The sequence below is a fragment of the Actibacterium sp. 188UL27-1 genome (assembly GCF_016901225.1).
In the GTDB taxonomy this organism is placed as follows: domain Bacteria; phylum Pseudomonadota; class Alphaproteobacteria; order Rhodobacterales; family Rhodobacteraceae; genus 188UL27-1.
On sequence record NZ_JAFEUL010000001.1, the window covers coordinates 179,380 to 203,300 of the forward strand.

Genomic DNA, 23,921 nt, shown 5'->3' on the forward strand with positions numbered 1-23,921 from the left:
CTTATGGGTGGGGCCAGACGCAACCGTGACCGGGGGGACAACCAAGGCCCGCAAGAAACGACCCGCAAAGCTGCCAGCCCCCTACCTACGACGCCTCGTGATCAAGGATGGCGCCCTGTCTAAGAATACGGTCTATCACTTTGATCTGCCCTGGCTCCACCGCGATGGGTTTGAGCTGGAATTCACGACGCCTGTCACGATCATCGCGGGCGAAAACGGGTCTGGCAAATCCACGCTGATCGAGGCTATTGCCTGGCTCGCCGGGTTCACCCCCACGGGTGGTGGCCCCAACCGTGATCCCCGCGCCGATGCGGAAGAGGCCGAGACCAGCAGGGCGCAGCTGGCCGACGCCCTTCAGCCCGGTTGGCTGCCGAAGGTCAGCACCGGTTGGTTCTTCCGGGCCGAGACGTTCTTTACCGTCGCCCAGCAGATTGCCAGTGATTACCTGTCCTGGTCCCATGGCGAGGGCTTCTTGCGGATTTTTAGCGAGCGGATGTCGGCACCCGGCCTTTACCTGATGGACGAACCGGAAAGCGCCCTGGCCCCCGAACGTCAGTTTGATCTGCTGCGGCAGCTGCACCGCATTCAGACGCAGGCAAATGCGCAAGTGATCATGGCCACGCATTCTCCGACCCTGATGGCGGTTCCCGGTGCGCGGCTGCTCCAGATCCGGCGCGACCGGATCGATGAGGCCCACTACCAGGATACGCGGCATTTCCGCCTTTACCGCTCCTTCACGCTCGACCCGGAGGCGATGATTGCCGAAGCGCTGGCCCGAGAAGACGATGATCTGTTCTGACCCCCCGGATAGTGGCATAGACAGACCCGCCCTTGCTGTGTGACCCTGCTGTCAGTGTTGAACGGTTGGGGATTGTTCTGTCATGAATCTGTCTGCGTCATCCCTCTTGGGCCGGATCTGCGGTACGGGGGCGCTTGCTGCTTTGGTCGCACTTCCCGGACCTGCCGCCGCGATGGAATGCACTGAGGATGCTATGGTCGTCTTCGATGGCTCCGGCTCCATGTCGGAAATGGGGTTCAACGACATGTGGGAGGCGCGGATCGTTGAGGCACGCCGCGCCGTGCGCCGTTCGATCCCGCAGGTGGCGCCGTTCCGGCGGTTGGGACTGATCGTCTATGGCCCCGGCTCAAACGAGGATTGCAGCAATATCACTGTTCGTTTCCCTCCGCAGGCCCAGGCAGCAGACCGGATGATCGCCGAGATTGATGCTATGCAGCCCATGGGGCCGACCCCGCTCACATCCTCGGTCCTGCGCGCAGCGGAGGTGCTGAATTATCGCGAGCAATCGGGTGTGGTGGTCCTGGTCACCGATGGAAAAGAAACCTGCGGCGGCTCCCCCTGCTATTTGGCTGCTTTGCTGGCCGCCGATGGGCTTGACCTGACGGTACATGTGATCGGCTTCAAGGTGCGCGGCGACTACTTCAATTGGAATAGCCAGGGCGGCGATGAGAAGGACGCCCAAACGACCGTCGCCCGCTGCCTCGCCGACCGCACCGGCGGCAAGTACTTGTCCACCGAAACAGTCGATGAACTGGCTGCCGCCTTCCAGGAAACCCTGGGCTGCGCGCTAATCGGGCACAACCATGCCCTTCGGATACCCTTTGGTTGAGTGTCAGTACCGATGTCACATACCACCATTTATTTTTATGCGCAGACAGATGCTTACGCAGAATTTTCCAATTTCGCTCCCTACGGCGTCGCATTGGGCGGTGTCTGGTGGCGGACGGTCGAACACTACTTTCAAGCCATGAAATTCCACGATGATGCCTATCGTGAGCGAATCCGACGGTGCAGCAAACCCAAGGACGCCAAAGCCCTGGGCATGACCCGGCAGATCCCACTGCGCCCTGACTGGGACGCGGTCAAGGCCAGCATCATGCTGGACGCCGTGCGGTGCAAGTTTCGCACCCACGATCACCCGCGTGCGCTGCTTTGCGCAACTGGGGAGGCTCAGATCGTGGAAAATGCGCCGATGGACAGCTATTGGGGCTGCGGGCCGGACGGGCAGGGGTTGAACATGCTGGGAAAGATCCTGATGCAGGTCCGTGCCGAACTTCAACCTGGTTGAGCTGCCGCCAGCCCTTGTATCACCACGGGTTTTGACGGACGTTGTTTTAAAGCGATGGCGAGCGGTACGGGGCACACCATGGATCTGTTGGATGATGAAAGCTCCGCTGGGGCTTCGAACGCGCCGGAATTCTCGGTCTCTGAGCTGTCGGGCGCGATCAAAAGGACACTGGAAGGAGCCTTTGGCCGGGTTCGAGTGCGCGGTGAGGTTGGCCGCGTGATGAAGGCCAAGTCGGGCCACATGTATTACGACATCAAGGATGACCGGAACGTCATCGCCTGCACCACGTGGAAGGGGCAGGTCTCGGGTTTGGGTGTGCTGCCCGAAGAGGGGCTGGAGGTGATTGTCACCGGCAAGCTCTCCTCCTTTAGTGCCCAGTCGCGCTACAATATCAACGTCGATACGATCGAAGTGGCAGGTGCCGGTGCCCTTATGGCGATGCTGGAAAAGCGCAAGGCGCAGTTGGCCGCAGACGGCCTCTTTGCGCCCGAACGCAAGCAGGCGCTCCCGTTCCTGCCCGAGGTGATCGGGGTGGTGACCTCGCCCTCGGGTGCCGTGATCCGCGACATTCTCCATCGCCTGCGCGACCGGTTCCCGCGCAAGGTGCTGATCTGGCCCGTCGCCGTGCAAGGCGCCAATTGTGCACCCGAAGTGACGGCGGCCATCGCAGGCTTCAACCAGTTTACCCCCGGTGGGGCGCTTCCCCGACCCGACCTGCTGATCGTGGCGCGCGGTGGCGGCTCCATCGAGGATCTGTGGGGATTCAACGAGGAAAGCGTCGTGCGGGCCGCTGCGGCCTCGGACATCCCCTTGATCTCAGCCGTGGGTCACGAGACCGACACGACCCTGATCGACTTTGCGTCCGACAAACGGGCACCAACCCCGACGGCGGCGGCAGAAATGGCCGTGCCGGTGCGGCTTGACCTGATGGCCTGGGTCGATGGGCAGGAAGCACGTCTGAGCCGCGCCCTCGCGCAAGGCATCGGCCAACGTCAGCAGCACTTGCGCGATTTGTCCCGCGCCTTGCCGCGGCCCGAAACCTTGCTGAACACTGCCGCGCAACGCCTTGATCTGTGGGCCGATCGCCTGCCCAACGCCCTGCGTGCAGGTATCCAAAGCCGGCAGGTGCGGCTGGCCCAAGCCGGGTTGCGGGCCAACATGCTGCGCAACCTTCTGACCACGGGGCAAGAGCGTCTGACCACCCTTGACCGCCGCCGCCCGGCTGCCCTGACCCGCCAGGTGAACACTGCGCGACGGCACCTGACCGCCACGACCGGTCGCCTGCGCCTGTCGCTTTTGCAACAGGACGTCGCCCGCAAATCAGAGGCTTATGGCCAGCTGTCCCGCCGCTTTACCGATTTGGCACGCGCGCAGTTGCAGGGCCGCCGGAACCGTCTGGATACGCTGGATCGTCTGCGCGAAACCTTGGGCTACCAGGCCACGCTCGCCCGCGGTTATGCGGTGGTCAGGGCGGGGGACCAGGTGATTACAACCAAAGCCGCCGCTGCAAAAGCGGGCTCTCTTGAGATTGAGTTCCAAGATGGCCGGCTGACCCCGCAAATGGAAGCCAAAGCAGCCAAATCGCGCAAAAAGCCCGACACACCGCCACCGGATCAAGGCACGCTCTTCTAAAGAGCCCTCCCATGCCCCATTATGTGTTCTGAAATATCCCCGCCGGAGGCACATAGCCTTAGATCAATCACCCAGAATCTCAGCCACCCAAGCTGGGACGATTTCTGTCGCCGGACCGTATCGCCCGGAATGAAACTGATTTGCGCCGCCGGATGGCTCCAGGTTCAGTTCCAGTGTTTGTGCCTCTCGGGCGCGCGCGTCCTGCACAAAACCAGCGGCGGGATAGACCTCGCCTGACGTGCCGATGGCGACAAACAGCGTTGCCGTCGCCAAGGCATCCTCGATCCGGCGCATCTGATAGGGGATTTCGCCAAACCAAACGATATCGGGACGGGTGGCGGGGGACCCGCATTTGGGACAAGCATCCGTAGCTTCCATGCGATCCGGCGCGGACCAACGCGCGCCGCATTGCGCACAAAGCGCGCCCATCAACTCCCCATGCATGTGGATCACTGCCTGTGCCCCGCCGCGCTCGTGTAGATCGTCAACATTCTGCGTCACGATCACGACGTCCGGATGCTTGGCTTGCAGCCGTGCTAGGGCATGGTGGGCCGCGTTGGGTTCCGCCTCCCGGCAATTCTGGCGGCGGGCATTGTAGAATGCATGGACCAAGCCCGGATCACGGGCAAAGCCTTCCGGCGTGGCAACGTCCGCGAGATCGTATTGCGACCATAGCCCGCCGACATCCCGGAAGGTGCCCAATCCGCTTTCCGCCGAAATACCGGCGCCCGTAAGGATGACGATCCGCTCGGATGCTGTCATTCCATCATCACCTGTAAGGCGCGGGTCTTGATGTAATCGTAGCGGGGTGCGGCCTTGAATTCCTGTAGCACTGTCTCGGTTTCGGCCGTGTAATGGGTGAGTGTGTAAACGCCTGGAGGGGCAGCCTCGCTCATGATCAGGTTGTCGCCTTCCTGCATCAGGCTCACGGCCTGGAGTGGGCAAGACCCGTCATATTCGATGAAAAGGTATATCTTGGGATGGGGCCCCATCAACGGGCCAAAGATGATGCCAAAGATATCGGTGCCTTCGACACCTTTCAGGCTATCCCGGATCTCAAACCTTTGGGGGCCAGCCAGCACGACATTGTGCCAGGCGCTGTTTGCGCAGGCTAGGGCCGCGCCAGCCCAACTGCATAATGCAAGACACGCGGCCAAGCCGACAGTATTGAACCTCTTCGATGCCGCCCTGTGCCACAACCTAGCTGCAAATGGCCTGGGCGGTGTTGCCAAAGGCCTTCCATTTCTTCCAGAATGCCTCGTTGCTGGCATTGTCGGATTGACGGGTATCTTGCGCCTTTTGTGGTTTGGCAAAGAACTTGGCCCCTTTGCGTTGATCGCCGCGGGTCAGGGTTTGGTCCGCAACGCGTTGAATACATTTACAAAGGTCGCGCGATACGACCCGGTCGGATCGCATGCATGCCCGTTCGATTGCGCCGCGTGCTGCGGACTCTTGCACTTGAATACCCAGCAGAAGGACAGAAAAAAGTAACAGATATATATGTTTCATTTGATTTTGCTCCGCTCGATCGTAATGGCGCGAGTTTGCCTCGCTTTATTGCACCATACTGTAGCTTGCGGCTTATAGCATGGCAATTTGTGCCTGCTGGACATGCCGATCTTTGATTGCACGGTCGGGGAGGGATTGGCGGTTGCATCGACCGTCAGGGGCCGATGGATCGTTGGACCGTCGGGGGCAGCGGATCGGCAACCTCACCCGCGGTTCGGATCCGCTCAACCCGGTATCCCGCCCGGCGCAGCAGTTGCAGCAAACCTTTCTCCCCCGGCAGATGGAACGCACCGATGGCCATGACTAGACCGCCGCGTTGCAGATGGGGCGTCGCGGTTTCTAGCATCTTGGCGTTGCGCTCATCGATGAGCCAGCCATTCAGCTTGGTCAGCAGGCTTTCCGCCTTTTCCGTGCCAAAGAAGGCATCCAGCCGGGTGCGCTTGTCCACAATCATGGCGCCGATCTGACCCGTCAGGTACAAGTGGAACTGCGCGGCGCGCTGCGCCTTGATCGCGGTGGGTTGCAGGGCCGCGCCGTAAATCTCCAGCCCTGCGATCGACTGCCTGTAATGCACCGAATAATGGCTGTAGAACTGATCGGGGTCTTCAAGGCCCACGATCCGTGCGCCCGCATCCAGTCCCGTCATCAAAATGCGGTCATCCTGTAGGGGCAGGGCGCCACCGCCAAAGTCATTGCAGGTATCCCAGAGCAGGTCTTCGAACACAGCCGGAGCACGCAGGCGATAGATATCTGCCGGGTGCAGATGGCGGTTTCGATACCGGCTCTCGATCCAGTCACGGACGCGCGGGTCGATCTTGCCCGGCCAGCGTGTTACGCCTGAGCGGTAATAAAGCCGGTCTGGATGGGTGCGTTCGCGCAATTCTGCGCGTGTTACGTTCAGCGGGTTCTGTTCAACCGCGATCACCGTGGCCTGTTTCAGAACCGTCGTCAGCGTTTCCGGAAGGCGGGTGATTGCGGGATCATTTGAATGCATCGTCCCCCAGATATGGGAGGCCGCGCCATTGGGTGCCGTCACCCGCCAAAACCGGCCGGTTGCGCCGGTGATCGCTGCCCCGCCCCGGGTGATTGCCTCAATCCGATCCGGTGCATAAATCACCGGATCAAGCCGCGGATGCTCTACCAGGCAAGCTTCCCGATCAAACCAGGCCTGCGCCGCGGCCGGTCCGACCCCAATCATCATTGCCGCTGCGGCAAAGCCCAGCAGCCTAGATCGTGCGCCCACCATCGATCTCCAAAATAACACCGGTTAAGAAATTGGCCTCGTCACTCGCCAGGAACACGGCTGCGCTCGCCATATCCGTCGGCTCGCACATGCGACCCAGGGGAATGGTGCTGACAAACCTCTCCCGGGCCTCGGGCGTGTCGGGCCCCCCAAGAAAGGTCTCCAACAACGCGGTGGCCGATACCACGGGTGCCAGCGCGCAAACCCGGATCTTGTCCGGCGCCAGATCCACAGCCAGGCTCTTGGTCATCAGATGCACAGCCCCCTTGGTGGAGTTGTACCAGGTCAAACCGGGGCGCGGCCGGATCCCTGCGGTTGAGCCCACATTCAGCATCACGCCGCCGCCGATATCCCGCCAATGGGGCACAACCGCATGGGTCATATGAAAGATGCTGTCGACATTGATGGCATAGACCTTGCGGAAGGCGTCGTAATCGACGTCCAGCAGCGGTCCGTTTGGGTGGCTCCACCCCGCATTGTTGATCACGATATCCAGTTGGCCGAAATCGCCGACGGCCCTCTCCACGCAATCCCGCACCTGCCCGCCGTCGGTGACATCGCAGGTTAGGGCCAGCCCGCCGATCTGATCCGCAATGGCCTTGGCCCCGTCAGCATTGATATCGACACACGCCACCTTGGCCCCTTCGGCCGCAAACCGCGTCGCGATCTGCAGGCCAAAACCCGAAGCCGCCCCGGTCACCAGTGCCGTCTTTCCGTTCAATCGCATGATCGTCCCTTATCCGTGGTTCAGCACGATGGTCTTGAGTTGCGAGAACTCCTCCAGCGCGACAAACCCCTTCTCCCGTCCATGTCCGGATTTTCCGGTCCCGCCGAAGGGAAGCTCGATCCCTCCGCCTGCGCCATAGCCGTTGACAAAGACCTGACCGGCGCGAACCGCTTTGGCAATCCGCATCTGACGCGCTCCATGGGACGTCCAAATGCCTGCAACAAGGCCATATTGTGTTGAATTGGCAATTCGCAATGCGTCCGCCTCGTCCTGAAACGGCAAGCAGGCCAAAACGGGGCCAAACACCTCTTCTTGCGCTAGCGGATCATCCTCGGCCACGGGCGCATAAAGGACAGGGGCGACGTAATGCCCGCCCTCTGGTGCGTCATCCGCCACGCGGCCTTGCGCCAAAGGCGCACCGGCGGCCGCAATGAACGCCTCAACTCGCGCCTTTTGCCGGGCCGAGATCAGGGCACCCAGATCCCGGTCCGCCTCCCACGATCCGGCCTCAAGATCCGCAAACCTGACGCGCAGCATGTCGACCACCTGGTCAAAGATCTGTGCTTCGATCAGTACCCGCGATCCCGCCGAACAGGTCTGCCCGCCATTCTGCACGATCGCCTTGATCAGGACCGGCACAACTGCCTCCAGATCCGCATCGGCAAAGACGATCTGCGGGGATTTACCGCCCAACTCCAAAGTGCAGCCGATATGGTTCTGTGCCGCCGCGGCCTGCACCAGCGTTCCGGTTTCTGGCGATCCTGTGAAGGACATGAAGTTGATCCCGGGATGTGCGGCCAAGGCGGCCCCCGCCATTTGTCCAAGGCCTGTCACCACATTCAACGCGCCGGGCGGAAACCCCGCCTCCAACGCCAGCCCGGCAATGTACAATGCGCTCAGGCTTGCCTCCTCGGCCGGTTTCAGCACCACGGCATTGCCCATGGCCAAGGCCGTGGCGCAAGATCGGCCCACCATCTGCGCGGGGTAATTCCAGGGAATGATATGGCCGGTCACGCCCAAAGGTTCCCGAATGGTCAGCACCTGATAGCCGTTCAAAAACGGGATCGTCTCGCCATGCACCTTGTCGGCCGCAGCCCCGTAAAACTCGAAATACCGCGCGCAACAGGTGATATCGACCCGCGCCTGCGACAGGGGCTTGCCGGTATCCATGGCTTCCATTCGGGCGAGCATGTCATGGTCCCGCCCGACCAACTCCCCCAACCGGTGCAACAACCGTCCGCGCTCCACCGCCGGGATGGCGCCCCAATCCCCGTCAAAGGCCGCCCGCGCCGCGGCAATCGCCGCCTCAATCTCAGCCACACCCCCCGCCGCAATCCGACCAATCTCGGCCCCATCGCTGGGACAGATCACCGGCAGGCTATCCGCCGTCGCAACCCAGTTTCCCCCAATAAGGCAGGCCTGTTCGACGCGTTGATCAAGTCCCATGGTATCCTCCTGTCCGATTTCTGAATTTGCATTCAATTAATGCTTGGCACAACACCATGGTTCGGCGGCTTCGTCTCGTCGCCTCGCCCCGGGGGGACTGGGCACAGCAATTCAGGCGCCTCACCGTTCTTCTTCTGGACAGGCTGTTTTGAATAAGGAAACAATGCCACAGACTTTGGACGACTGCTGGGATTTGCGAGTTGCGATATTTGAACAAAGCGTGGCAACGCCTTCTTTTGATCATAGGTACACTTGGTATGATCGCCGCGGCATTTGTCAGTTTTTTCGAACTGGCGGATCGCATCTGGTCGCCGCCTCCGCTGGTTGTCGCAGCAGAGGTGGTGGAAACCAAACGTATCAAGGTTGTTATCGACCCTCCTGCTTCGGACTTTGCCAATCGCCTTGCCGCGGATTTGGGTTCGGCCGCTCAAGCCTGCGACGGCACCTCGATTTCGATCACAAGCTTTGTTCGCAAGGATACGGCAGCGGATCAGACATCACACGGGATGGAGAGCGTCTTTCTATCGGTGAGCCTTCGGACGGTGTCTTCCGATCGGGCGCAATCCTTCGAGGAGGTGGGAACCGGCAAGGGCCCCTCGGCCGCTGCTGACGCCTATCTGGGCCTTTTTGAAAATGTTTCGACCACGTTTCGGGAAATTCTGCCGAAGTGCTTTGACAAGGAGTAGATGATGTTGAGAAAAAGCCTTTGGGCCGCTGCCCTCGCCGTTTGCTTCAGCGGCCAGTTGAGTTTTGCCGCAGGATCCTTGGATGAAGCCTTGACCGAGATTGCGGGCCAGATCGTAGAGAGCCTTCCGCAAGACGATCTTCCGACAGTTGCAATTTCGACATTCACCCATACCGGCAACACATGCTCCGATCTTTCCAATTACATTTCCGAGATCATGTTGCCCACGGTCCAACGCAACGGCAATTTTCGGATCTTTGCGCGCAGCCAACTCAGCGCCATTTTCCGCGAGCTTGAACTGGTTTACGATGGCACGATTTCCCCATCCGCCGCTCAAGAGATCGGAAAGATATCTGGCGTCGAAGCCATCCTGACCGGCAATATCACCCCGTTTGGCCAGCGCTTAATGGTCATTGCCACCCTGATCGACACGTCCGATGGTGGAGTGCTGGCATCGGCAACTGCCGATTTCCCCATAACCGAGACCGAACGCGCGCTTCTGGCGACCCAGAACGCGGCTTTGTGTGGGTTCATAAATCGATCCGGGGGATCAGGACCGGCAACCACGTCGGCATCGTCCACCACAACCGGGGGCTTGCCCTTGGCGCCCAGCGGCGACACATCATTTTCCTCGGATATCTTCGAGGCACAGGTTGCCAGTCTTTATTACGCACCGACCTCCGGCGATACGACATGGACGATCCGGTTTCGAAACATATCCGACAAACCAATCGGGCTCTCGGCAGTTCCCGGCAGCTTTTCCATCGCCGATGGCATTGGCGGTGTGATGGCCATGGGGGAGCAATGGTCCGGCGTCCGACAATGCTACCGGGCGACGCAACTTCAGTACTGCAACACATCCGACCCAAAGTATGCGACCATCCTGCCGCCGGGCAAAGTGGCCCAGTTGAATTTCAACTCCTCTGGCGCCAAGGATCTGGCCAACCCTTTACTCACGGTATCAATGGAGTTTGTTGTGACGCCTGACACATCCGACACCGCAACCTATGACGTGCGGTCCGTCGGTTTCTTTGATCTGCAACCGGTGATCCGATAAACCCATCCAGCTCTGCGACCATGCGCGCGAGGGGTCGGGGTGCGCTTTGCTTGACCGACCCACCAAACCCAACCATATCAAACCAATGACCGATCTGACCCATATCCGCAATTTCTCGATCGTGGCCCATATCGACCACGGCAAATCCACGCTGGCCGACCGGCTGATCCAGCTCACCGGCACCGTGGCCGAGCGGGACATGAAGGAACAGCTCCTTGATAGCATGGATATCGAGCGGGAGCGCGGCATCACGATCAAGGCCAACTCGGTCCGTATCGAATATCCCGCCAAGGACGGTCAGACCTACATCCTCAACCTCATCGACACGCCGGGTCACGTCGATTTTGCATATGAAGTCAGCCGGTCCATGCGCGCCGTCGAAGGCTCGCTGCTGGTCGTCGACGCCTCTCAGGGGGTCGAGGCGCAGACGCTGGCCAATGTCTACCAGGCCATCGATGCCGACCACGAGATCGTCCCGGTCCTCAACAAAGTCGACCTGCCCGCCGCCGATTGCGACCGCGTGGCCGAACAGATCGAGGATGTGATCGGCATCGACGCCACCGACGCTGTCCAGATCTCCGCCAAGACCGGCCTTGGCATCCCCGACGTCCTGGAGGCCATCGTCCAGCGCCTCCCCGCGCCCCAGGGCGACCGTGACGCCCCCCTCAAGGCCATGCTGGTGGATAGCTGGTACGACCCCTATCTGGGCGTCGTCGTCATGATCCGCGTCATGGAAGGTGTCATCAAAAAGGGCGACCGCATCCGCATGATGCAGACCGCTGCCACCTATCCCATCGACCGCCTCGCCGTCCTGCGCCCCGAAATGCAGAATATCGCTGAACTGGGCCCGGGCGAAATCGGCGTCCTGACCGCGTCGATCAAGCAGGTCCGCGACACCCGCGTCGGTGACACGATCACCCATGAAAAGCGTCAGACCGAAACCGCTTTGCCAGGCTTCAAACCCGCCCAGCCAGTCGTGTTCTGTGGCCTTTTCCCCGTCGATAATGGCGAGTTCGAGGATCTGCGCGACGCCATCGAAAAGCTCGCCCTCAACGATGCCAGCTTTTCGTTCGAGATGGAGACCAGTGCCGCCCTGGGCTTCGGCTTCCGTTGCGGCTTTCTGGGCCTGCTGCACCTGGAAGTCATCCGCGACCGGATCGAGCGTGAATACCAGATCGAACTGATCACAACCGCGCCGTCGGTTATCTATCACGTCCATATGCGCGACGGCACGATGGAGGAATTGCACAATCCCGCCGACATGCCCGACCTGACCCTGGTCGACCATATCGAAGAACCCCGGATCAAGGCCACGATCCTGGTCCCCGACGACTACCTGGGCGACGTCCTGAAATTGTGTCAGGATCGGCGCGGCATCCAGGAAGACCTCACCTATGCGGGCACCCGCGCCATGGTCGTCTATGACCTGCCGCTGAACGAGGTGGTCTTCGACTTCTACGATAGGCTCAAATCGGTAACGAAGGGTTATGCCAGCTTCGATTACCAGATGACCGGCTATCGCCAGGATTTCCTTGTCAAAATGCAGGTCCTCGTGAACGAGGAGCCCGTCGACGCCCTCTCCATTATGGTCCACCGCGACCGGGCCGAGATGCGCGGCCGCGCCATGTGCGAAAAGCTCAAGGATCTGATCCCGCGCCACATGTTCAAAATCCCGATCCAAGCCGCGATCGGAGGCCGCGTCATCGCCCGCGAAACCCTGTCGGCCATGCGCAAGGATGTCACCGCCAAATGCTACGGGGGAGACGCCACCCGCAAGAAAAAGCTCCTGGAAAAGCAAAAGGCCGGCAAGAAAAAGATGCGCCAGTTCGGGAAGGTAGACATCCCCCAAGAGGCCTTCATCTCAGCGCTGAAAATGGATGGGTAGTAGAAGTCGTTACATCCCTGAAGATATTCGGCGTCGAGTTCGCCAGCGTGACGGTTTTTGCTGTGTGGTATGTGGTAACATGCCCACTGATTATCATCATATTAAGATGTATTCGAAGGGCGGTCAGCATGATTTGAACAACTTAGTGCTTCTGTGCAAGAAGCATCACGATGATGCTACACATAGGCGGTTGAGTGAGAACCAGATTAAAGCAAAGATGGGTTCTCCTTACCGTGATAGGAGTAGATCACCAGGTTATTATTTTGATCATATCTATAAGAAAGTAATTGTAGCAGGCGGTAATACAATCGATATCGCGGAGGGCAGTATAACGCATATATTGGCCATAAACGATTACCGCTTTAGTGTGCGAATAGAGGGTGATATTCCTTTTTTCTCGTTCAACTTTCCTGACATGGCTGGAAATCAGTCGTTTCGCATGGAGGATAACTCGTTTTTCGTTATGGGTAGGTCGCTTTGGGACTTTCGATTGAAAGGTTCGCGGTTGGAGGCTTGGCACGGTACTCGAAAGAAATTTATCCAACTTTCTTTCGTTGATGGTGAGCTAATTGTTAACGATTTAAAAGTTTTTTGTGACGGAATTGCTGTGCGGATGACCAAGAAGTTGACTAGATGTATGTGGATAGATGATGTGCAGCAAACATTTTATGCGAACTACTTTGTTGCTCCTATGTCAGAGTCTTGCTTGCTTGCGAATGATCGCGTCGACTTACGTTCCTGTATTCATATGCCTATCGAAAGTGGTACTGTTACAATCAGACAGGCAGATAAATGGTTTAAGAAATCTGCACGAGCATTTCACATTATTGATCATTGAGCAAACTACTATGCGTAGGTGCGTGCTCGCACGCAACGCTCCGACATACCCAATTACGCTCAAAACGGCGCAGTGTATCACGACTCTAGGTTACCTTCTCACGATTGTGACATTCCCTCGAACTTGAAAATGACATTGAGGTGCATGAAATGACGCACCCTGTAATGATTAGGGGAACACCGCCCCACAAAAGGGGCGGTACCTTTAGCTTTTACCGGTGGTGTTCGCACATGACGTAGACAGAGGCATTTGCTTCGGTCGAGGCCGTTGGGCGACCGCTGCGGTTGGTAAATTCAACCGTCCAACTCCGGGTGTTCTTAGGGTAGCTTGCCGTGACCATAATGGGTCCGTCGGGATAAACGCGTTCACCGGCATGAAAACCGCCAGCGATTGCGTAATGCCGACCGGGGCATGTTACGGTCACCGTATGGGTGTCTTTGACTCCGATCACAGGTAATTGCACTGCTTCCGTCACCACCCCATGGGCGCCCGCTTGGGTCGAAATAGCTGCCACAGCAGCAATAAGGGCAGCTTTTGTAGATGTCTTTTGGCTAAACATTACCATATCCTCACATGTTACAAGTAATAACGTCAAAGTGATCACTGATGCTGAGATAATCAATAGTTGAAGATTTTTTTCGGGCCTGTTTTTGTGAATTATAGGAATTCCTTACCTAACGAAAAAATGCTAAAATAGGCCATAGTTCTGCCACTTGTTTAGCTTCGATAGCTGTCTTGGTTTCCACTGTCTTTATGCATCAAAGTCATTAAAAACGACCGCCACATATTGCACAGATATTTCGCGTGGTCTCTGTGGATCTTATGGAAAAATTGGGCTTTTAATCTAGGTTACGTAGAACCCGCCAGGCGCCTTCATCCGCGTCCCGCAGGCGCCGCAATGCCAATTCCGCTTGTTCGCGGAGCGCTTTGCGGCACTGCTTTTTCGTGGCGTCGATCTGGATGCGCAGGTCTGTTATGGCCTGCACCTCCGGCGCCTGTTCGGCATCCACCTTTGCTGCCAAACCTCAACCGCCTTCAGGATCGTGCTGAGTTGATCGCCGTAGCTCGTGACCTCGGTCACCACCTGACGCTCGATTTCTGGCACCCCGGCGATTTGGGTCGAAATCGCACCCAACAAAATCTCCTGGTCGACATTGCCCGATAGCGGCAGGTTAAATTCCGGAGCCCAAAGGGCAAATGGTCCGAACATGGGAACGCTCCTCGTTGAAATATGCACGAGGATATCTACCCAATCAGGATCGGAGCAGCGCGTGAAATAACCGTCTGTCGCCGTTCAAAATGGTCAGGCGCAATTGGTGGGCGATCCGTTGGGTCGGTCGCCCATCCTGCGGGCTAAAAGTCGTTGCGGACGTCCCGGGCCGTGTCGGAAATCGCTTGGCCGGCATCTTCGATATCGCGGCCCGCGCCTTCGATTGTGCCGCAGGCGGTGAGGGCGAAAAGGGACAGGATCAGAATGGTGCGCATGGGTCATCCTCCGTTTGTTGGCATTTTATCCGTTGCGGATTTCGCTGCAAGTCCGCGCGGCGCGTATGTATGGGATGTGTATGCGTTGTGTATTGGTTCTGCATTGCCTATGCGGACAGGAACGCAGCCACGGCGACCTCAAATTCGCGCGGCTTTTCGGCATGCAGCCAGTGCCCCGCGCCGGGGATCTTGGCAAACCGCGCTTTGGGGAAATATCCTTTGATCACAGGGCGATGCTGCGGCAGCACGTAATCCGACGCCCCCCCCGACAGCATCAGGACCGGCCCGCCGAACTGCCCCTCGATCTCTGGCCATCCCACGATCTTGGGCATGTCTGCCGCCAGAACCTCCAGATTTAGCGTCCACCGGGTCGGATCGGATTTCAGGTCCAGGGATTGCAACAAAAACGCCCGGATCGCCGGATCTTCGACCGTTTGGCTGAGTGCGGCATCCGCTTCGCTGCGCAACGTGATGCCGTTTAGGTCAAGTCCTTGCATTGCCTCAATAAACTGGATTTGCGAATGGCCGTAGGCGACGGGGGCAATATCTGCCACCACCATCCGCCGGACCAGTTCAGGCTGCGTCAGCGCCAGGATCATCGCAGCTTTGCCACCCATGGAATGCCCAACGATATCGACGGGGTGGCCGATTTGCGCGATCACCTCTGCCAGATCCCCAGCCATGTCAGCATAGCTGTGAGACGGCAAATGGGGGCTGTCGCCGTGGTTGCGCATATCCACCGTGACGACCCGGTGTGCCGCGCTCAAACGCTTTGAAATCACACCCCAATTCCGCGCCGACCCGTAAAGCCCGTGCACGATCAAGACGGTCGTGCCGTCGGTGGTTCCGTATGTCGTGTATCTCAGCATGGCACTGTCCTAGCGACAGGGGCGTTTGGTGACCAGCGACTTTCCCTTGGCTTCGGTACCCGGTACAAGACCGGCATGGCGGATGATACGATTGATGACAGAACGACCAAGCTGGCCAAGCTGATGCAGGACCGGTTGGGGATCCGTCGCGGATCGGGGTTTGCCGAGAAGGTCCAGATTGCCGGACGGTTGTTGCCGCGGCGGATCCGGCGTGAGGCGCAGGTCCTGATCGACACGGCGGTTCTGACCCAGAATCCCAAGCTGCGCCGTCAGATCAACCATGATCAGTTGCGCAAGTCGTTTGCGGTCGTTGAGACCCATCTTAAGGGCATTGATCCGAATGAGCGCTTGAAGGGCCGGATCCTGACGATCCTGGCCATCATCGCCTTTAACTTTCTGCTGATTGCCGCGACGATCATCACGGTGATGGTCTGGCGAGGTGACCTTTAGATCGTACTGAGATCGCCCTTCTGGTCGATCACAGTGACTTGGCGCAACATGGGCAGCTGCGCCTTGACCGCTTTGATCAGGGCGAGGTCCGCATGGACTAGGGCCGTGGAGAGGGCGTCGGCGAGCGTCGCTGTCTCGGCCTCTATGGTCACGGTCGACCAAGGCGCGGATTGATCGGGGGATCTCGGGTTCAGGACATGGCTCTGCCCCCCGGAAAAGAGGAGCGCGCCCGGGCTGGTGGTGGCCAGGGCGCCGGTTTGCAGGGTGCGATACCCGACCAGACCATGGTCCGGGTCACTGATCCCGATCTTCCAATCCTGACCACGGCCGCAATATTCACCGATATTGACCAGAGTCCGGTCAAAGCCGCGCTCTTCCAGCTCTTTGGTCACCAGATCCGTGGCATAACCTTGGGCTATCCCGTTGAAGGTGAGTGCTTGGCCGATCTGCAGACCCAACGGATCACGCCTGACACGATCCCACCCAATGACCGACGTGGAGGGCAGGGGCGCTTTGCCCGCCAATCCTGCCCAAAGTGGCTGGACAGTCGGATCAAATAAACCGCCAGTGACGCGATGGGCGAGGTCCACCACATCCAACAGCGGCGCCCAGAGTTGGGGCAGGGGATCAAGACGGCCCTGTGTATTCAAACGCGACAGCGAAGAGGCCGGATCGTAAAGGGTAAACTCAGCCTCTACAGCGCGGATCCGATCATGGGCCGCGGCCAATGCCGCCTGTGCCAGGTCATTGGGGCCATGCAGGATGATCTGAGCCTCTGCCCCCAAGGCGCGACCGTGCCAGCGATGGGGCCTGGCGGCGGCCCGCAACCCGGTTGCGGTGCAGGCCGCGGAAATAGCCAGAAAACGGCGGCGAGACAGCTTCATTCCGCAGCAACCTTGTGCAGGGGGCGGTTTTTCTTACGTGCGGCCAGGATCAGCGGCACGCATTGCTTTTTGTCGTCGTGGATCGTCACGCAATCCAGGCAACCGAAGCATTCCGAATACTGAACCTCTCCGCTCGCCTTGATGGCGCCGTAGTTGCATTTGACCTTGCACAATTGACACGGGGAGCCGCATTCGGTTCTGCGCGCGATCCAATCGCGGCCCCGGATCAAACCGCCGATGGCCATCACGGCACCAAGTGGGCACAGATAGCGGCAAAAGCCCTTGAACAGCACCGCACCCAGCACCAGCCAAAGCACGGCATAGGCGACGTAGTACCATTCCCGGATGAAGAAGGTGGTGATGGCCGTCTTGAAGGGTTCGATCTCTGCCGCCTTGTCCACATGGCTGGGGGCAAAGAAGACCACGCCCAACAGCCCGGCCAGCGCCACATATTTCAGGTATTTCAGGCGGGCATCCCACAGGGCCGACGGTTCAATCTGCGGAAGGCGCAACACGCGGCCGATATGGTGCGCGAATTCCTGCAACGCCCCAAACGGGCAAAGCCAGCCGCAAAAGAGGCCGCGCCCCCAGAGAACGAAGCCCAGGATGGCCACCGCCCAGATGATAAGGCTGAATGGATCATAAAGAAGAAAGGCAAAGCTGCCCCATTCAACCGTCGTGCGGATCACGCCAAGCACTGTGACGATGGACAGTTGCCCTTGTCCCCACCAGCCGATGAAACCTGTCACCGCGGCCAGAATGCCGAGCCGGATCGGGGTGAAATAGCGGGTGCCAGCCAGCGCATTCATGCGGACCCCAAGCAGCAGTATCAGGGCTGTCAGGAACAACCCGACAACGATCATGTCAGCCTGCCTGTTGCGCAACGCGTCCAGCCAGGGCGGGACCTGTTCGACCACGCTGGGGCGCAGATAGAACCGCTCATCCGTTGCGTGTGGCGCATCAAGGATGACTGAGCCTGTTTCAGGCTGGAACATCCCGTGTTCGCGCGTGGCCTGGACCTTCAATACCCATTCTGCGGTGGGATCAAAGCCCAGCCGCCGGTCGGTGCGCAGGATCATCGCGGCGCCGTCCTGCAATGCGATCGGAATACTGTCGTTCAGTTCGACCAGTAGGTCGGCATCCCGCAATGCTATAGGAAAGCCGGACTGTTCGGCAGTGATCCAGTCAGGCGCGGTGTTGCGCACGAAATCCTCCGAGACCAGGCCATGGCGGCCCGTATCGATCACCAGGATGGGCTCATCACTGGTTGAGATGGACATGAAATCCTGGAGGTCGGAAAAGCCATCTTCGCTGAGCACCGCGCGGGCGATGGCGGGTGGACCCAGGTCAATCAACCAAAGGTCCAAATATGTGCCATCGGGATCGGCGCGTGCCTCGGGGTCGTCGTTTTCCCACAGCGTCCCGGCGAAACGTTCGTCAATCTCGGCATTGGTCAGATGGATGTTGGTGGCCAGCCCCTGATCGACCAGTTCGGCCCATGTCAGCGCCTCGTCGTAGTCGACATTTGGATGGGCGGGAGGCCCGGTTGATATCCCTTGCATCTTTTCCCGCGCGACCTGCAAAGCGGCGGCCAGCAGGCTTTCATGGGCGATGCGGACGCTGGCCGTGGCTTTGGTCACCCCATCCAGATAGATCAGTTGGCCGCCATCACCGCCACCGCCATAGGGCGTCCCCACCACCAGGCTGTCCGAGATCGAATGCCCACGATATTGTTCAAAAAACTTGTGGAATGGGGCTTCACCCAGGCCCGAGACAAAGATCGGTTCGTTATGTTCGATCAGGCGCACATCAAGGAAGCGCCCTTCCAGATCCAAGATGACCAGCATGTTGATCGGCGCACCGGAAAAGCCCGGTAAGGGTGCCATCGGTTGGGTCTCGAACACATAACCAGCTTCGGCGCCGCCGGAATTGCGCAGGGACCAGACGCCCTGATCGTTCAGCGGCTCGCCCAGGGCATAGGGCGGTACGATCAGTGGGGCGATCTGGTCACGGGTCAGGGTTTCGGCCCGGGCCAGACCCAGACACAGGGCCAGCCAACACAATGATATGGCCAACAGACGCCACATGGTCAGGTCCGAAGCAGATACAACACAATCATATGCAGAGCGTATGCAATGGCCGGTGACCTGTCCCATGGGACAAAGGTCGCAAACCGCTGGCCGGGTTATCACGACTGTGTCAGCGTAATGACGGGAGGATGGGCCATGACACAGGCGACCGGGCCGGTGCCCACGTTGCTATCTTTGCTGGGTCTGGGACTGCTTTGGACAGTCGCAGCCGCGGGGTTGGATGATCCCGATGTACTGCCCGGCCCGATGGCGGTTTGGCAGGTCATCGTGACAGAGGCAGCGCGCGGCGTCTTGTGGGAGCATCTGCTGGCCACGTTGGGCCGGGTGGTCGCCGCCTTTACCCTGGCCATGGGATTGGGCAGCATTCTGGGTGTGCTGCTGGGGCAGTCGCACCTGTTGGACCGGTGGCTTTTCCCGTGGGTGTCTGTGTTTTTGAACCTGCCGGCGTTGGTCGTAATCGTGCTGTGCTACCTTTGGATCGGCTTGAACGAGGTCGCGGCGATTGCTGCGGTTGCCATCAACAAGACCGCAATGGTGGCCGTGACCTTGCGTGAAGGGGTGCGATCGCTGGATCACCGACTGTCTGAAATGGCGCAGGTTCAGCGGATGAGTTGGCCCCAGCGTATGCGGCACGTTCTGTTTCCGCAGCTTTGGCCATTTGTCGCCACCGCCATGCGAAACGGGTTGGCCGTGATCTGGAAGATCGTGCTGGTGGTCGAGTTTCTGGGCCGGTCAAATGGAGTCGGTTTCCAGATCCATCTGTATTTCCAGCTCTTCGATACGGTGACCGTGCTGGCCTATTCGCTCAGTTTTGTGGCGGTCATGCTGGTGATCGAATACGCGTTCTTGCAACCGTGGGAGATCCGGGCGCGGGCCTGGCAGGCCCGCACAAACTAGGCCCCAAAGCCGTAAAGCTGTGCGGGATTGTCCACCAGGATGCGCATGCGGGTCGCTGCATCGGGCGCCCAGTCTGGCAGCAGGTTCAAGAGCACCCCGGCATCTGGAAGGCCCGCATCCGCCAGCATCAGATGTGGCCAGTCAGAGCCCCAAAGGCACCGTTCGGGATTGGCGGCGAGCAGGGCGCGGGCAAAGGGTGCCGCGGCTTTGTAGGGCGCATCACACAGCCTGTAGGGGGCGGAAAGCTTGACCCATGCCAGCCCCTCGGCCAGCAACTGACACAACGCCTGAAATCCCGGTTCGCCGGGGCCAAGGCTTAGATCCGGCCATCCCATATGATCGAAACATACCGGGACGGGCAGATCGCGGATATGATCGGCCAGTTCGACCATATGTTGGTGAGTATGGACCAGCATCTGCACATGCATCCCGCGCTTTGCCAAGGCGGGGGCCAGCGCCTGAACGCCGGACCAACTGAGCACTCCACCATGGACATAATTCAACCGCACGCCGACCACCCCGCCTGCCACCAGGGGATCCAAGTCAGTGGCCGGTGCGTCATCGGGGACAAGGCCGATCCCACGTGTCACATCCCGCCCCAGGGCATCGATACTGGCCAGGGTCAATGCGTTGTCGGCACCATAAAGGATCGAGTGGACAATGATCCGGCGGCTCAAACCCATTTGCTTGTGGTGACGCTCCAGCCGCTCCACCCATTTCTCGAATGTGCCGGGCGCGGGGTCTTCGACCCGCGTCAATGATAATGGAAAGTCGTCAGCCACCATGTGGAGATGACTGTCACAGGCCAGGGGCGGCACCTCAAAGTTCGGGGAACTTGGGACGTCAAAGGGAGGGAGTGCGACGGGTTTGGTCAAGGTCTGTCTTTCGGAGCCTCTGCTGCGGAAAAGTATCGCCGCGTCAGGCGGAAAACGAAAGGTGTGCTAAAGATCACCAGCGCGATGCGCACCACATGGGTAACCGCCACATAGGCCACATCCTGGCCCATGGCGAAGGCCAGGAGGCTCATCTCTGTCAGACCACCGGGGGAGAAGGCGAGGAAGGCTTGCGCCATGTCTGTCTGGGTCAGCGCAGCAATCACCCCGGCAAAGATCACGGCGACCGCGATCATCGCGATAGATGCCATGAAGCCCAACCGCAAATCACCCCAGATCTCCGCCAGCGTCGTCCCCTGGAAGCGACACCCGATGACGGTGCCGATGACAATCTGTGCGACGATGACGAGCAGGGTCGGCGGTGGAACACTGACCAGCGGCACCAGATGAACCGCCGCGCTTAGGATCATTGGCCCCAGCATGGTGGCGGCGGGCAATCGCAGCACCTTGCCCATCCAGACGCCAGCAATCCCGCACAGGATCAGGATGACCCCATCAATAAAGGTCAGATCGCCGAACTGGACGTACGCGTCATCGGTATTCTGCCCGCGCACCCCCAGAAAAAGGCCAAAGAACAACGCGACACAAGTGATGACAATCAGGATCCGCCCGGCATGGGCCAAGGCGATCCGGCGGCCATCACCGCCCGCCTCATCACCCAGGATCAGCATCTCGTTCAGCCCTCCGGGCATCGCAGAGAAAAAGGCGGTAACCGGATCATAGCCGCCAATCCGGCGATAGATCACGAATGACACGGTCGCTGCGCAGACCATGAACGGGATGAGCAAGGCAAAGGTCATGCCCCAGCTTGCGATCTGTGCTGCCATATCGGGCGAGAACCCGGCCCCCAGCATGACCCCGATGATGGGGATCACAATGATCCGCAAGTTGCCTGGTGCGCTTAGCGGGATACGGGCCAAGGCGGCGAGCGTGTTGCCGATCATCGGCCCGAGCATCCAGGGCAAGGGGAGCCCGATGCGTGCCGCCACTGCGCCGCTGATCAGGCCGACCAGCAACGCGCCGATGATCGGAATGCCCGGGGCTGGTCTGATATGTGCTGCCACCGCCATGGCCGGGTGGTCGCATGGTGCGCCGGGCAGGGCAATCGCAGAACCGCCGTCAGCCGCGTCCGCGATCGGTATTCAGCCCCGGATCGGGATCGGGGCTCAACGCCTGGCCAAAGGCGATCCGGTGACCATCGGGATCGACCACGTCGAAATCGATGCAGCCGTAATGGCTGGGATGGTGCATGCGCGTCGTCTCGATATTCTGTGCGTCGAATTCGGTCTGCAGGGCATCGGCGTCATCGACATAGATGTAGGCGGCCCACCATTGATTGTTCGGAGCCGGGGCATCGCCACGATCAAGCGCTAGTGTGACGTCGCTCCGCTGTATGATGCAAAAGCCTGGCGGATCACCCCAGGGCGCCGTGGCTGGCAAATCCCAGTCGCGTGTAGAACGCCACGGATCGGTCGATATCGGTCACTTGGAGAACGGGCATTGCGCGCAAGGTTGCCATGGTCAACTCGGTTTTGATTTTGGATGTCTCCTGTCGGTCAGGATAACTCTTCGGCCAGTATATCAAAAACGATGCGGATGCGGCGGCTGTTATGCAATTCGCGATGGGTGACCAGCCAAACCGGGAACGGGACAGGATCTGCGTCCGGCAGGACCGGTTCCAGATCCGGATCAGTCGTCGCAAACATGTCTGGCAGCAATCCGATGCCCAATCCTTCGCGGATCATATGGTGCATCACGGTGCCGCTGGCGGACACGATGCTGAACGCGTCTTCCGATACAGGCAGGCCGAATGCGGCGACCATTTCGGCAAAGCGTTCTGTGCGTTCATAGGCCAAGATATCGGTAGGGTGCAGATCCGACGGTTTAAGGGGGCGCCCCCGCTGATCCAGATACGCTGTGCTGGCATAGGGCCGCGCCGTCGCATCCGGCAAGCGCTTGGCGATCAGGTCGGATTGCGTGGGTTCCGCATGGCGGATGGCGATATCAGCCTCGCGCCGCAGCAGGTCACGGATGTCATCGGCCGCAATAATATCAAGTGTGATCCCCGGTGCGGTCGCACGAATTTTTGCGATGATCGGTGGCAGGCGATAGGAGGCCATCATCTCTGCCGCCGTGATGACCACGCGCCCTTCGATCTGCTGTGACTGGCCAGAGGCGCCGAGGGAAATGCGGCTGGCCGCGTCACCCATTGCCCGGAAATGGTCCAGCAGGTCGATGCCTGATTGCGTCAGGGTAAGGGTGCGTCCCACCCGTTCGAACAGGATCACACCTAGATCCTGCTCCAGCGCGGCCACCTGGCGGCTCAGCGTCGGTTGGGTCTGGCCCAGGGCGCGGGCCGCCGCAGACAGAGAGCCTTCTTCGGCGGTGGCGAGAAAGGCCCGCGCCTGGTTCCAGTCAAAGGCGATACTTTTCCAGTTCATCTATTTTCGTATATCCAACCGACGAATTTCCGCAATTTCTTTTTGATTTTCGTATGAGTAGGAAAACGCATATCGTGTTGGGCCAAGTGTCCAGCAGCTTCGCAATCGCACCAGACCGGATTTTCAGAATATGACGGATCAAGGCATGTCACCCCCCCGCTCCAGCCGTTTTTGGGACCGTATGGCGCCCCGCTATTCCCGCCTCCCCATCGCGGACGAGGCCGCGTATCGGCGCAAGCTTGATATCACGCAATCCTATCTGCGCCCCGATATGGATGTGTTTGAGTTCGGATGCGGCACTGGATCCACCGCGCTGGTCCATGCGCCTTTCGTCCGGCACATCCAGGCCACCGATTTGTCCCAGGCAATGCTCAAGATTGCACAGGACAAGGCCGCGGCGGCTGGCGTGACCAATGTCAGCTTTTCCCATGCCGCGATCGAGGATTGGATACCAGGCGACACCGGCTATGACATGGTGTTGGGTTTGAGCATCTTGCATCTTCTCGAAGATAAAGAAGCCGCCTTGGCCAAATGCCACCGAATGCTGAAACCCGGGGGCCTATTGGTCAGCAGCACGGTTTGCCTGAAGGAAACGATGCCGTATTTCAAGCTGATCGCACCCTTGGGAAAGGCCTTGGGGTTGATGCCAACCTTGCGGGTGTTCACGTGCGATGAGTTGGCGCGCAACATAATGGCGGCCGGTTTCGGGATCGAGCATCGCTGGCAACCCACCCGCAGCAAGGCGGTGTTCATCGTGGCGCGCAAGATCTGACCAGCCGGCGGGCCCCTGCGACGATCCGAAC

28 protein-coding genes are annotated in these 23,921 nt (G+C 59.5%); 12 read left to right on the forward strand and 16 right to left on the reverse strand.

What is annotated here, in order from left to right; genetic code table 11:
* The first annotated feature begins 25 nt into the window (after window positions 1–25).
* The 4 genes from IU397_RS00925 (at window position 26) to xseA (ending at window position 3,719) form a co-directional block, all read left to right on the forward strand.
* Entirely contained in the window at window positions 26–799 is a 774-nt protein-coding gene (locus IU397_RS00925) for an AAA family ATPase (RefSeq protein ID WP_204409655.1), read from the forward strand.
* Between the two features lie 82 nt (window positions 800–881).
* A complete protein-coding gene (locus IU397_RS00930) occupies window positions 882–1,628 on the forward strand; it encodes a VWA domain-containing protein (RefSeq protein WP_239479517.1) in 747 nt (248 codons plus the stop codon).
* A 12-nt stretch (window positions 1,629–1,640) separates the two neighbouring features.
* Entirely contained in the window at window positions 1,641–2,087 is a 447-nt protein-coding gene (locus IU397_RS00935; protein WP_204409657.1) for an NADAR family protein, read from the forward strand.
* A gap of 78 nt (window positions 2,088–2,165) precedes the next feature.
* The gene (gene xseA / locus IU397_RS00940) at window positions 2,166–3,719 is read left to right on the forward strand and encodes an exodeoxyribonuclease VII large subunit (protein ID WP_204409659.1); all 1,554 of its coding nucleotides are present in this window, start codon (window positions 2,166–2,168) and stop codon (window positions 3,717–3,719) included.
* A 63-nt stretch (window positions 3,720–3,782) separates the two neighbouring features.
* Here the strand turns inward: xseA and IU397_RS00945 are convergent, their stop codons facing one another.
* The 3 genes from IU397_RS00945 to IU397_RS00955 form a co-directional block, all read right to left on the reverse strand.
* A complete protein-coding gene (locus tag IU397_RS00945) occupies window positions 3,783–4,481 on the reverse strand; it encodes an NAD-dependent deacylase (protein WP_204409661.1) in 699 nt (232 codons plus the stop codon).
* Window positions 4,478–4,801 carry a hypothetical protein gene (locus tag IU397_RS00950; RefSeq protein ID WP_204409663.1) on the reverse strand — a complete coding sequence of 108 codons (324 nt, stop codon included), beginning with the start codon at window positions 4,799–4,801 and terminating at the stop codon, window positions 4,478–4,480. The genes IU397_RS00945 and IU397_RS00950 overlap by 4 nt, the downstream gene beginning before the upstream one ends.
* A 118-nt stretch (window positions 4,802–4,919) precedes the next feature.
* Window positions 4,920–5,135: a hypothetical protein gene (locus IU397_RS00955; protein WP_239479518.1), complete on the reverse strand. Its 216-nt coding sequence runs from the start codon at window positions 5,133–5,135 to the stop codon at window positions 4,920–4,922.
* Window positions 5,136–5,137: 2 nt separating this feature from the next.
* On the opposite strand from IU397_RS00955, the gene IU397_RS00960 reads away from it, so the two are divergent.
* On the forward strand, window positions 5,138–5,344 hold the full coding sequence (locus tag IU397_RS00960) for a hypothetical protein (RefSeq protein WP_204410612.1): 207 nt from the start codon (window positions 5,138–5,140) through the stop codon (window positions 5,342–5,344).
* 38 nt (window positions 5,345–5,382) lie between these two features.
* On the opposite strand, the gene IU397_RS00965 is transcribed toward IU397_RS00960, so the two are convergent.
* Genes IU397_RS00965 through IU397_RS00975 form a run of 3 tightly spaced genes read right to left on the reverse strand, consistent with a single transcriptional unit; the run spans window position 5,383 to window position 8,644 of the window.
* Window positions 5,383–6,471 (reverse strand): TraB/GumN family protein, encoded by a 1,089-nt coding sequence (locus tag IU397_RS00965; RefSeq protein ID WP_204409665.1) that lies wholly within the window; start codon window positions 6,469–6,471, stop codon window positions 5,383–5,385.
* Complete coding sequence (locus IU397_RS00970) at window positions 6,455–7,198, reverse strand: SDR family oxidoreductase (RefSeq protein WP_204409668.1); 744 nt, start codon at window positions 7,196–7,198, stop codon at window positions 6,455–6,457. Before IU397_RS00970 ends, IU397_RS00965 begins: the two co-directional genes overlap by 17 nt.
* A gap of 9 nt (window positions 7,199–7,207) precedes the next feature.
* On the reverse strand, window positions 7,208–8,644 hold the full coding sequence (locus IU397_RS00975) for an aldehyde dehydrogenase family protein (RefSeq protein ID WP_204409670.1): 1,437 nt from the start codon (window positions 8,642–8,644) through the stop codon (window positions 7,208–7,210).
* 257 nt (window positions 8,645–8,901) lie between these two features.
* Between IU397_RS00975 and IU397_RS00980 the strand changes: the two genes are divergently transcribed.
* The 4 genes from IU397_RS00980 to IU397_RS00995 all read left to right on the forward strand — a co-directional run bounded on the left by IU397_RS00980 (window position 8,902) and on the right by IU397_RS00995 (window position 13,109).
* Window positions 8,902–9,330, forward strand: coding sequence for a hypothetical protein (locus IU397_RS00980; protein ID WP_204409672.1), 429 nt, complete (start codon window positions 8,902–8,904; stop codon window positions 9,328–9,330).
* A 3-nt stretch (window positions 9,331–9,333) separates the two neighbouring features.
* Window positions 9,334–10,386: a FlgO family outer membrane protein gene (locus tag IU397_RS00985; RefSeq protein ID WP_204409673.1), complete on the forward strand. Its 1,053-nt coding sequence runs from the start codon at window positions 9,334–9,336 to the stop codon at window positions 10,384–10,386.
* Between the two features lie 85 nt (window positions 10,387–10,471).
* Window positions 10,472–12,271: a translation elongation factor 4 gene (lepA, locus tag IU397_RS00990; RefSeq protein ID WP_204410554.1), complete on the forward strand. Its 1,800-nt coding sequence runs from the start codon at window positions 10,472–10,474 to the stop codon at window positions 12,269–12,271.
* Window positions 12,264–13,109: an HNH endonuclease gene (locus tag IU397_RS00995; protein ID WP_255569754.1), complete on the forward strand. Its 846-nt coding sequence runs from the start codon at window positions 12,264–12,266 to the stop codon at window positions 13,107–13,109. Before lepA ends, IU397_RS00995 begins: the two co-directional genes overlap by 8 nt.
* A 211-nt stretch (window positions 13,110–13,320) precedes the next feature.
* Here the strand turns inward: IU397_RS00995 and IU397_RS01000 are convergent, their stop codons facing one another.
* The 4 genes from IU397_RS01000 to IU397_RS01015 all read right to left on the reverse strand — a co-directional run bounded on the left by IU397_RS01000 (window position 13,321) and on the right by IU397_RS01015 (window position 15,463).
* Complete coding sequence (locus IU397_RS01000) at window positions 13,321–13,668, reverse strand: hypothetical protein (RefSeq protein WP_204409677.1); 348 nt, start codon at window positions 13,666–13,668, stop codon at window positions 13,321–13,323.
* Window positions 13,669–14,082: 414 nt separating this feature from the next.
* Entirely contained in the window at window positions 14,083–14,319 is a 237-nt protein-coding gene (locus tag IU397_RS01005; protein ID WP_204409679.1) for a hypothetical protein, read from the reverse strand.
* A 143-nt stretch (window positions 14,320–14,462) separates the two neighbouring features.
* Complete coding sequence (locus IU397_RS01010; protein WP_204409681.1) at window positions 14,463–14,594, reverse strand: entericidin A/B family lipoprotein; 132 nt, start codon at window positions 14,592–14,594, stop codon at window positions 14,463–14,465.
* A 107-nt stretch (window positions 14,595–14,701) separates the two neighbouring features.
* A complete protein-coding gene (locus tag IU397_RS01015) occupies window positions 14,702–15,463 on the reverse strand; it encodes an alpha/beta fold hydrolase (protein WP_204409683.1) in 762 nt (253 codons plus the stop codon).
* A gap of 75 nt (window positions 15,464–15,538) precedes the next feature.
* Between IU397_RS01015 and IU397_RS01020 the strand changes: the two genes are divergently transcribed.
* Window positions 15,539–15,913: a hypothetical protein gene (locus IU397_RS01020; protein WP_204409684.1), complete on the forward strand. Its 375-nt coding sequence runs from the start codon at window positions 15,539–15,541 to the stop codon at window positions 15,911–15,913.
* Here IU397_RS01020 and IU397_RS01025 read toward each other — a convergent pair.
* Window positions 15,910–16,797: an FAD:protein FMN transferase gene (locus tag IU397_RS01025; RefSeq protein WP_204409693.1), complete on the reverse strand. Its 888-nt coding sequence runs from the start codon at window positions 16,795–16,797 to the stop codon at window positions 15,910–15,912. The two genes, IU397_RS01020 and IU397_RS01025, sit on opposite strands and share 4 nt — an antisense overlap.
* Window positions 16,794–18,884 (reverse strand): 4Fe-4S binding protein, encoded by a 2,091-nt coding sequence (locus tag IU397_RS01030; RefSeq protein WP_204409697.1) that lies wholly within the window; start codon window positions 18,882–18,884, stop codon window positions 16,794–16,796. The genes IU397_RS01025 and IU397_RS01030 overlap by 4 nt, the downstream gene beginning before the upstream one ends.
* A 138-nt stretch (window positions 18,885–19,022) precedes the next feature.
* Between IU397_RS01030 and IU397_RS01035 the strand changes: the two genes are divergently transcribed.
* The gene (locus IU397_RS01035) at window positions 19,023–19,784 is read left to right on the forward strand and encodes an ABC transporter permease (protein WP_239479519.1); all 762 of its coding nucleotides are present in this window, start codon (window positions 19,023–19,025) and stop codon (window positions 19,782–19,784) included.
* Here IU397_RS01035 and IU397_RS01040 read toward each other — a convergent pair.
* From IU397_RS01040 to IU397_RS01055, 4 genes are all read right to left on the reverse strand, one after another.
* Entirely contained in the window at window positions 19,781–20,659 is an 879-nt protein-coding gene (locus IU397_RS01040) for an amidohydrolase (protein WP_204409703.1), read from the reverse strand. The genes IU397_RS01035 and IU397_RS01040 overlap by 4 nt on opposite strands.
* Window positions 20,656–21,747, reverse strand: coding sequence for an AbrB family transcriptional regulator (locus tag IU397_RS01045; RefSeq protein WP_204409707.1), 1,092 nt, complete (start codon window positions 21,745–21,747; stop codon window positions 20,656–20,658). The genes IU397_RS01040 and IU397_RS01045 overlap by 4 nt, the downstream gene beginning before the upstream one ends.
* Window positions 21,748–21,796: 49 nt before the next feature.
* The gene (locus tag IU397_RS01050; RefSeq protein WP_204409709.1) at window positions 21,797–22,117 is read right to left on the reverse strand and encodes a hypothetical protein; all 321 of its coding nucleotides are present in this window, start codon (window positions 22,115–22,117) and stop codon (window positions 21,797–21,799) included.
* A gap of 116 nt (window positions 22,118–22,233) precedes the next feature.
* Window positions 22,234–23,118, reverse strand: a complete 885-nt coding sequence (locus IU397_RS01055) for a LysR family transcriptional regulator (RefSeq protein ID WP_204409711.1) — start codon at window positions 23,116–23,118, stop codon at window positions 22,234–22,236.
* Window positions 23,119–23,263: 145 nt separating this feature from the next.
* Here IU397_RS01055 and IU397_RS01060 point away from each other — a divergent pair, with 145 nt between their 5' ends.
* Entirely contained in the window at window positions 23,264–23,890 is a 627-nt protein-coding gene (locus tag IU397_RS01060) for a class I SAM-dependent methyltransferase (protein WP_204409713.1), read from the forward strand.
* Window positions 23,891–23,921 lie beyond the last annotated feature (31 nt).

Bases quoted from the DNA above. Each gene is read 5' to 3' on its own strand.
- IU397_RS00945 (WP_204409661.1), bottom strand. From the start codon at position 4,481: ATGACAGCATCCGAGCGGATCGTCATCCTTACGGGCGCCGGTATTTCG.
- IU397_RS01025 (WP_204409693.1), bottom strand. From the start codon at position 16,797: ATGAAGCTGTCTCGCCGCCGTTTTCTGGCTATTTCCGCGGCCTGCACC.
- IU397_RS01060 (WP_204409713.1), top strand. From the start codon at position 23,264: ATGTCACCCCCCCGCTCCAGCCGTTTTTGGGACCGTATGGCGCCCCGC.
- xseA (WP_204409659.1), top strand. From the start codon at position 2,166: ATGGATCTGTTGGATGATGAAAGCTCCGCTGGGGCTTCGAACGCGCCG.
- IU397_RS00955 (WP_239479518.1), bottom strand. From the start codon at position 5,135: ATGCGATCCGACCGGGTCGTATCGCGCGACCTTTGTAAATGTATTCAA.
- IU397_RS00995 (WP_255569754.1), top strand. From the start codon at position 12,264: ATGGGTAGTAGAAGTCGTTACATCCCTGAAGATATTCGGCGTCGAGTT.
- IU397_RS00975 (WP_204409670.1), bottom strand. From the start codon at position 8,644: ATGGGACTTGATCAACGCGTCGAACAGGCCTGCCTTATTGGGGGAAAC.
- IU397_RS01030 (WP_204409697.1), bottom strand. From the start codon at position 18,884: ATGTGGCGTCTGTTGGCCATATCATTGTGTTGGCTGGCCCTGTGTCTG.
- IU397_RS01015 (WP_204409683.1), bottom strand. From the start codon at position 15,463: ATGCTGAGATACACGACATACGGAACCACCGACGGCACGACCGTCTTG.
- IU397_RS01010 (WP_204409681.1), bottom strand. From the start codon at position 14,594: ATGCGCACCATTCTGATCCTGTCCCTTTTCGCCCTCACCGCCTGCGGC.
- IU397_RS00985 (WP_204409673.1), top strand. From the start codon at position 9,334: ATGTTGAGAAAAAGCCTTTGGGCCGCTGCCCTCGCCGTTTGCTTCAGC.
- IU397_RS00980 (WP_204409672.1), top strand. From the start codon at position 8,902: ATGATCGCCGCGGCATTTGTCAGTTTTTTCGAACTGGCGGATCGCATC.
- IU397_RS01000 (WP_204409677.1), bottom strand. From the start codon at position 13,668: ATGTTTAGCCAAAAGACATCTACAAAAGCTGCCCTTATTGCTGCTGTG.
- IU397_RS00930 (WP_239479517.1), top strand. From the start codon at position 882: ATGAATCTGTCTGCGTCATCCCTCTTGGGCCGGATCTGCGGTACGGGG.
- IU397_RS00960 (WP_204410612.1), top strand. From the start codon at position 5,138: ATGCCCGTTCGATTGCGCCGCGTGCTGCGGACTCTTGCACTTGAATAC.
- IU397_RS00970 (WP_204409668.1), bottom strand. From the start codon at position 7,198: ATGCGATTGAACGGAAAGACGGCACTGGTGACCGGGGCGGCTTCGGGT.
- IU397_RS01020 (WP_204409684.1), top strand. From the start codon at position 15,539: ATGGCGGATGATACGATTGATGACAGAACGACCAAGCTGGCCAAGCTG.
- IU397_RS01055 (WP_204409711.1), bottom strand. From the start codon at position 23,118: ATGAACTGGAAAAGTATCGCCTTTGACTGGAACCAGGCGCGGGCCTTT.
- IU397_RS01005 (WP_204409679.1), bottom strand. From the start codon at position 14,319: ATGTTCGGACCATTTGCCCTTTGGGCTCCGGAATTTAACCTGCCGCTA.
- IU397_RS01035 (WP_239479519.1), top strand. From the start codon at position 19,023: ATGACACAGGCGACCGGGCCGGTGCCCACGTTGCTATCTTTGCTGGGT.
- lepA (WP_204410554.1), top strand. From the start codon at position 10,472: ATGACCGATCTGACCCATATCCGCAATTTCTCGATCGTGGCCCATATC.
- IU397_RS00935 (WP_204409657.1), top strand. From the start codon at position 1,641: ATGTCACATACCACCATTTATTTTTATGCGCAGACAGATGCTTACGCA.
- IU397_RS01045 (WP_204409707.1), bottom strand. From the start codon at position 21,747: ATGGCGGTGGCAGCACATATCAGACCAGCCCCGGGCATTCCGATCATC.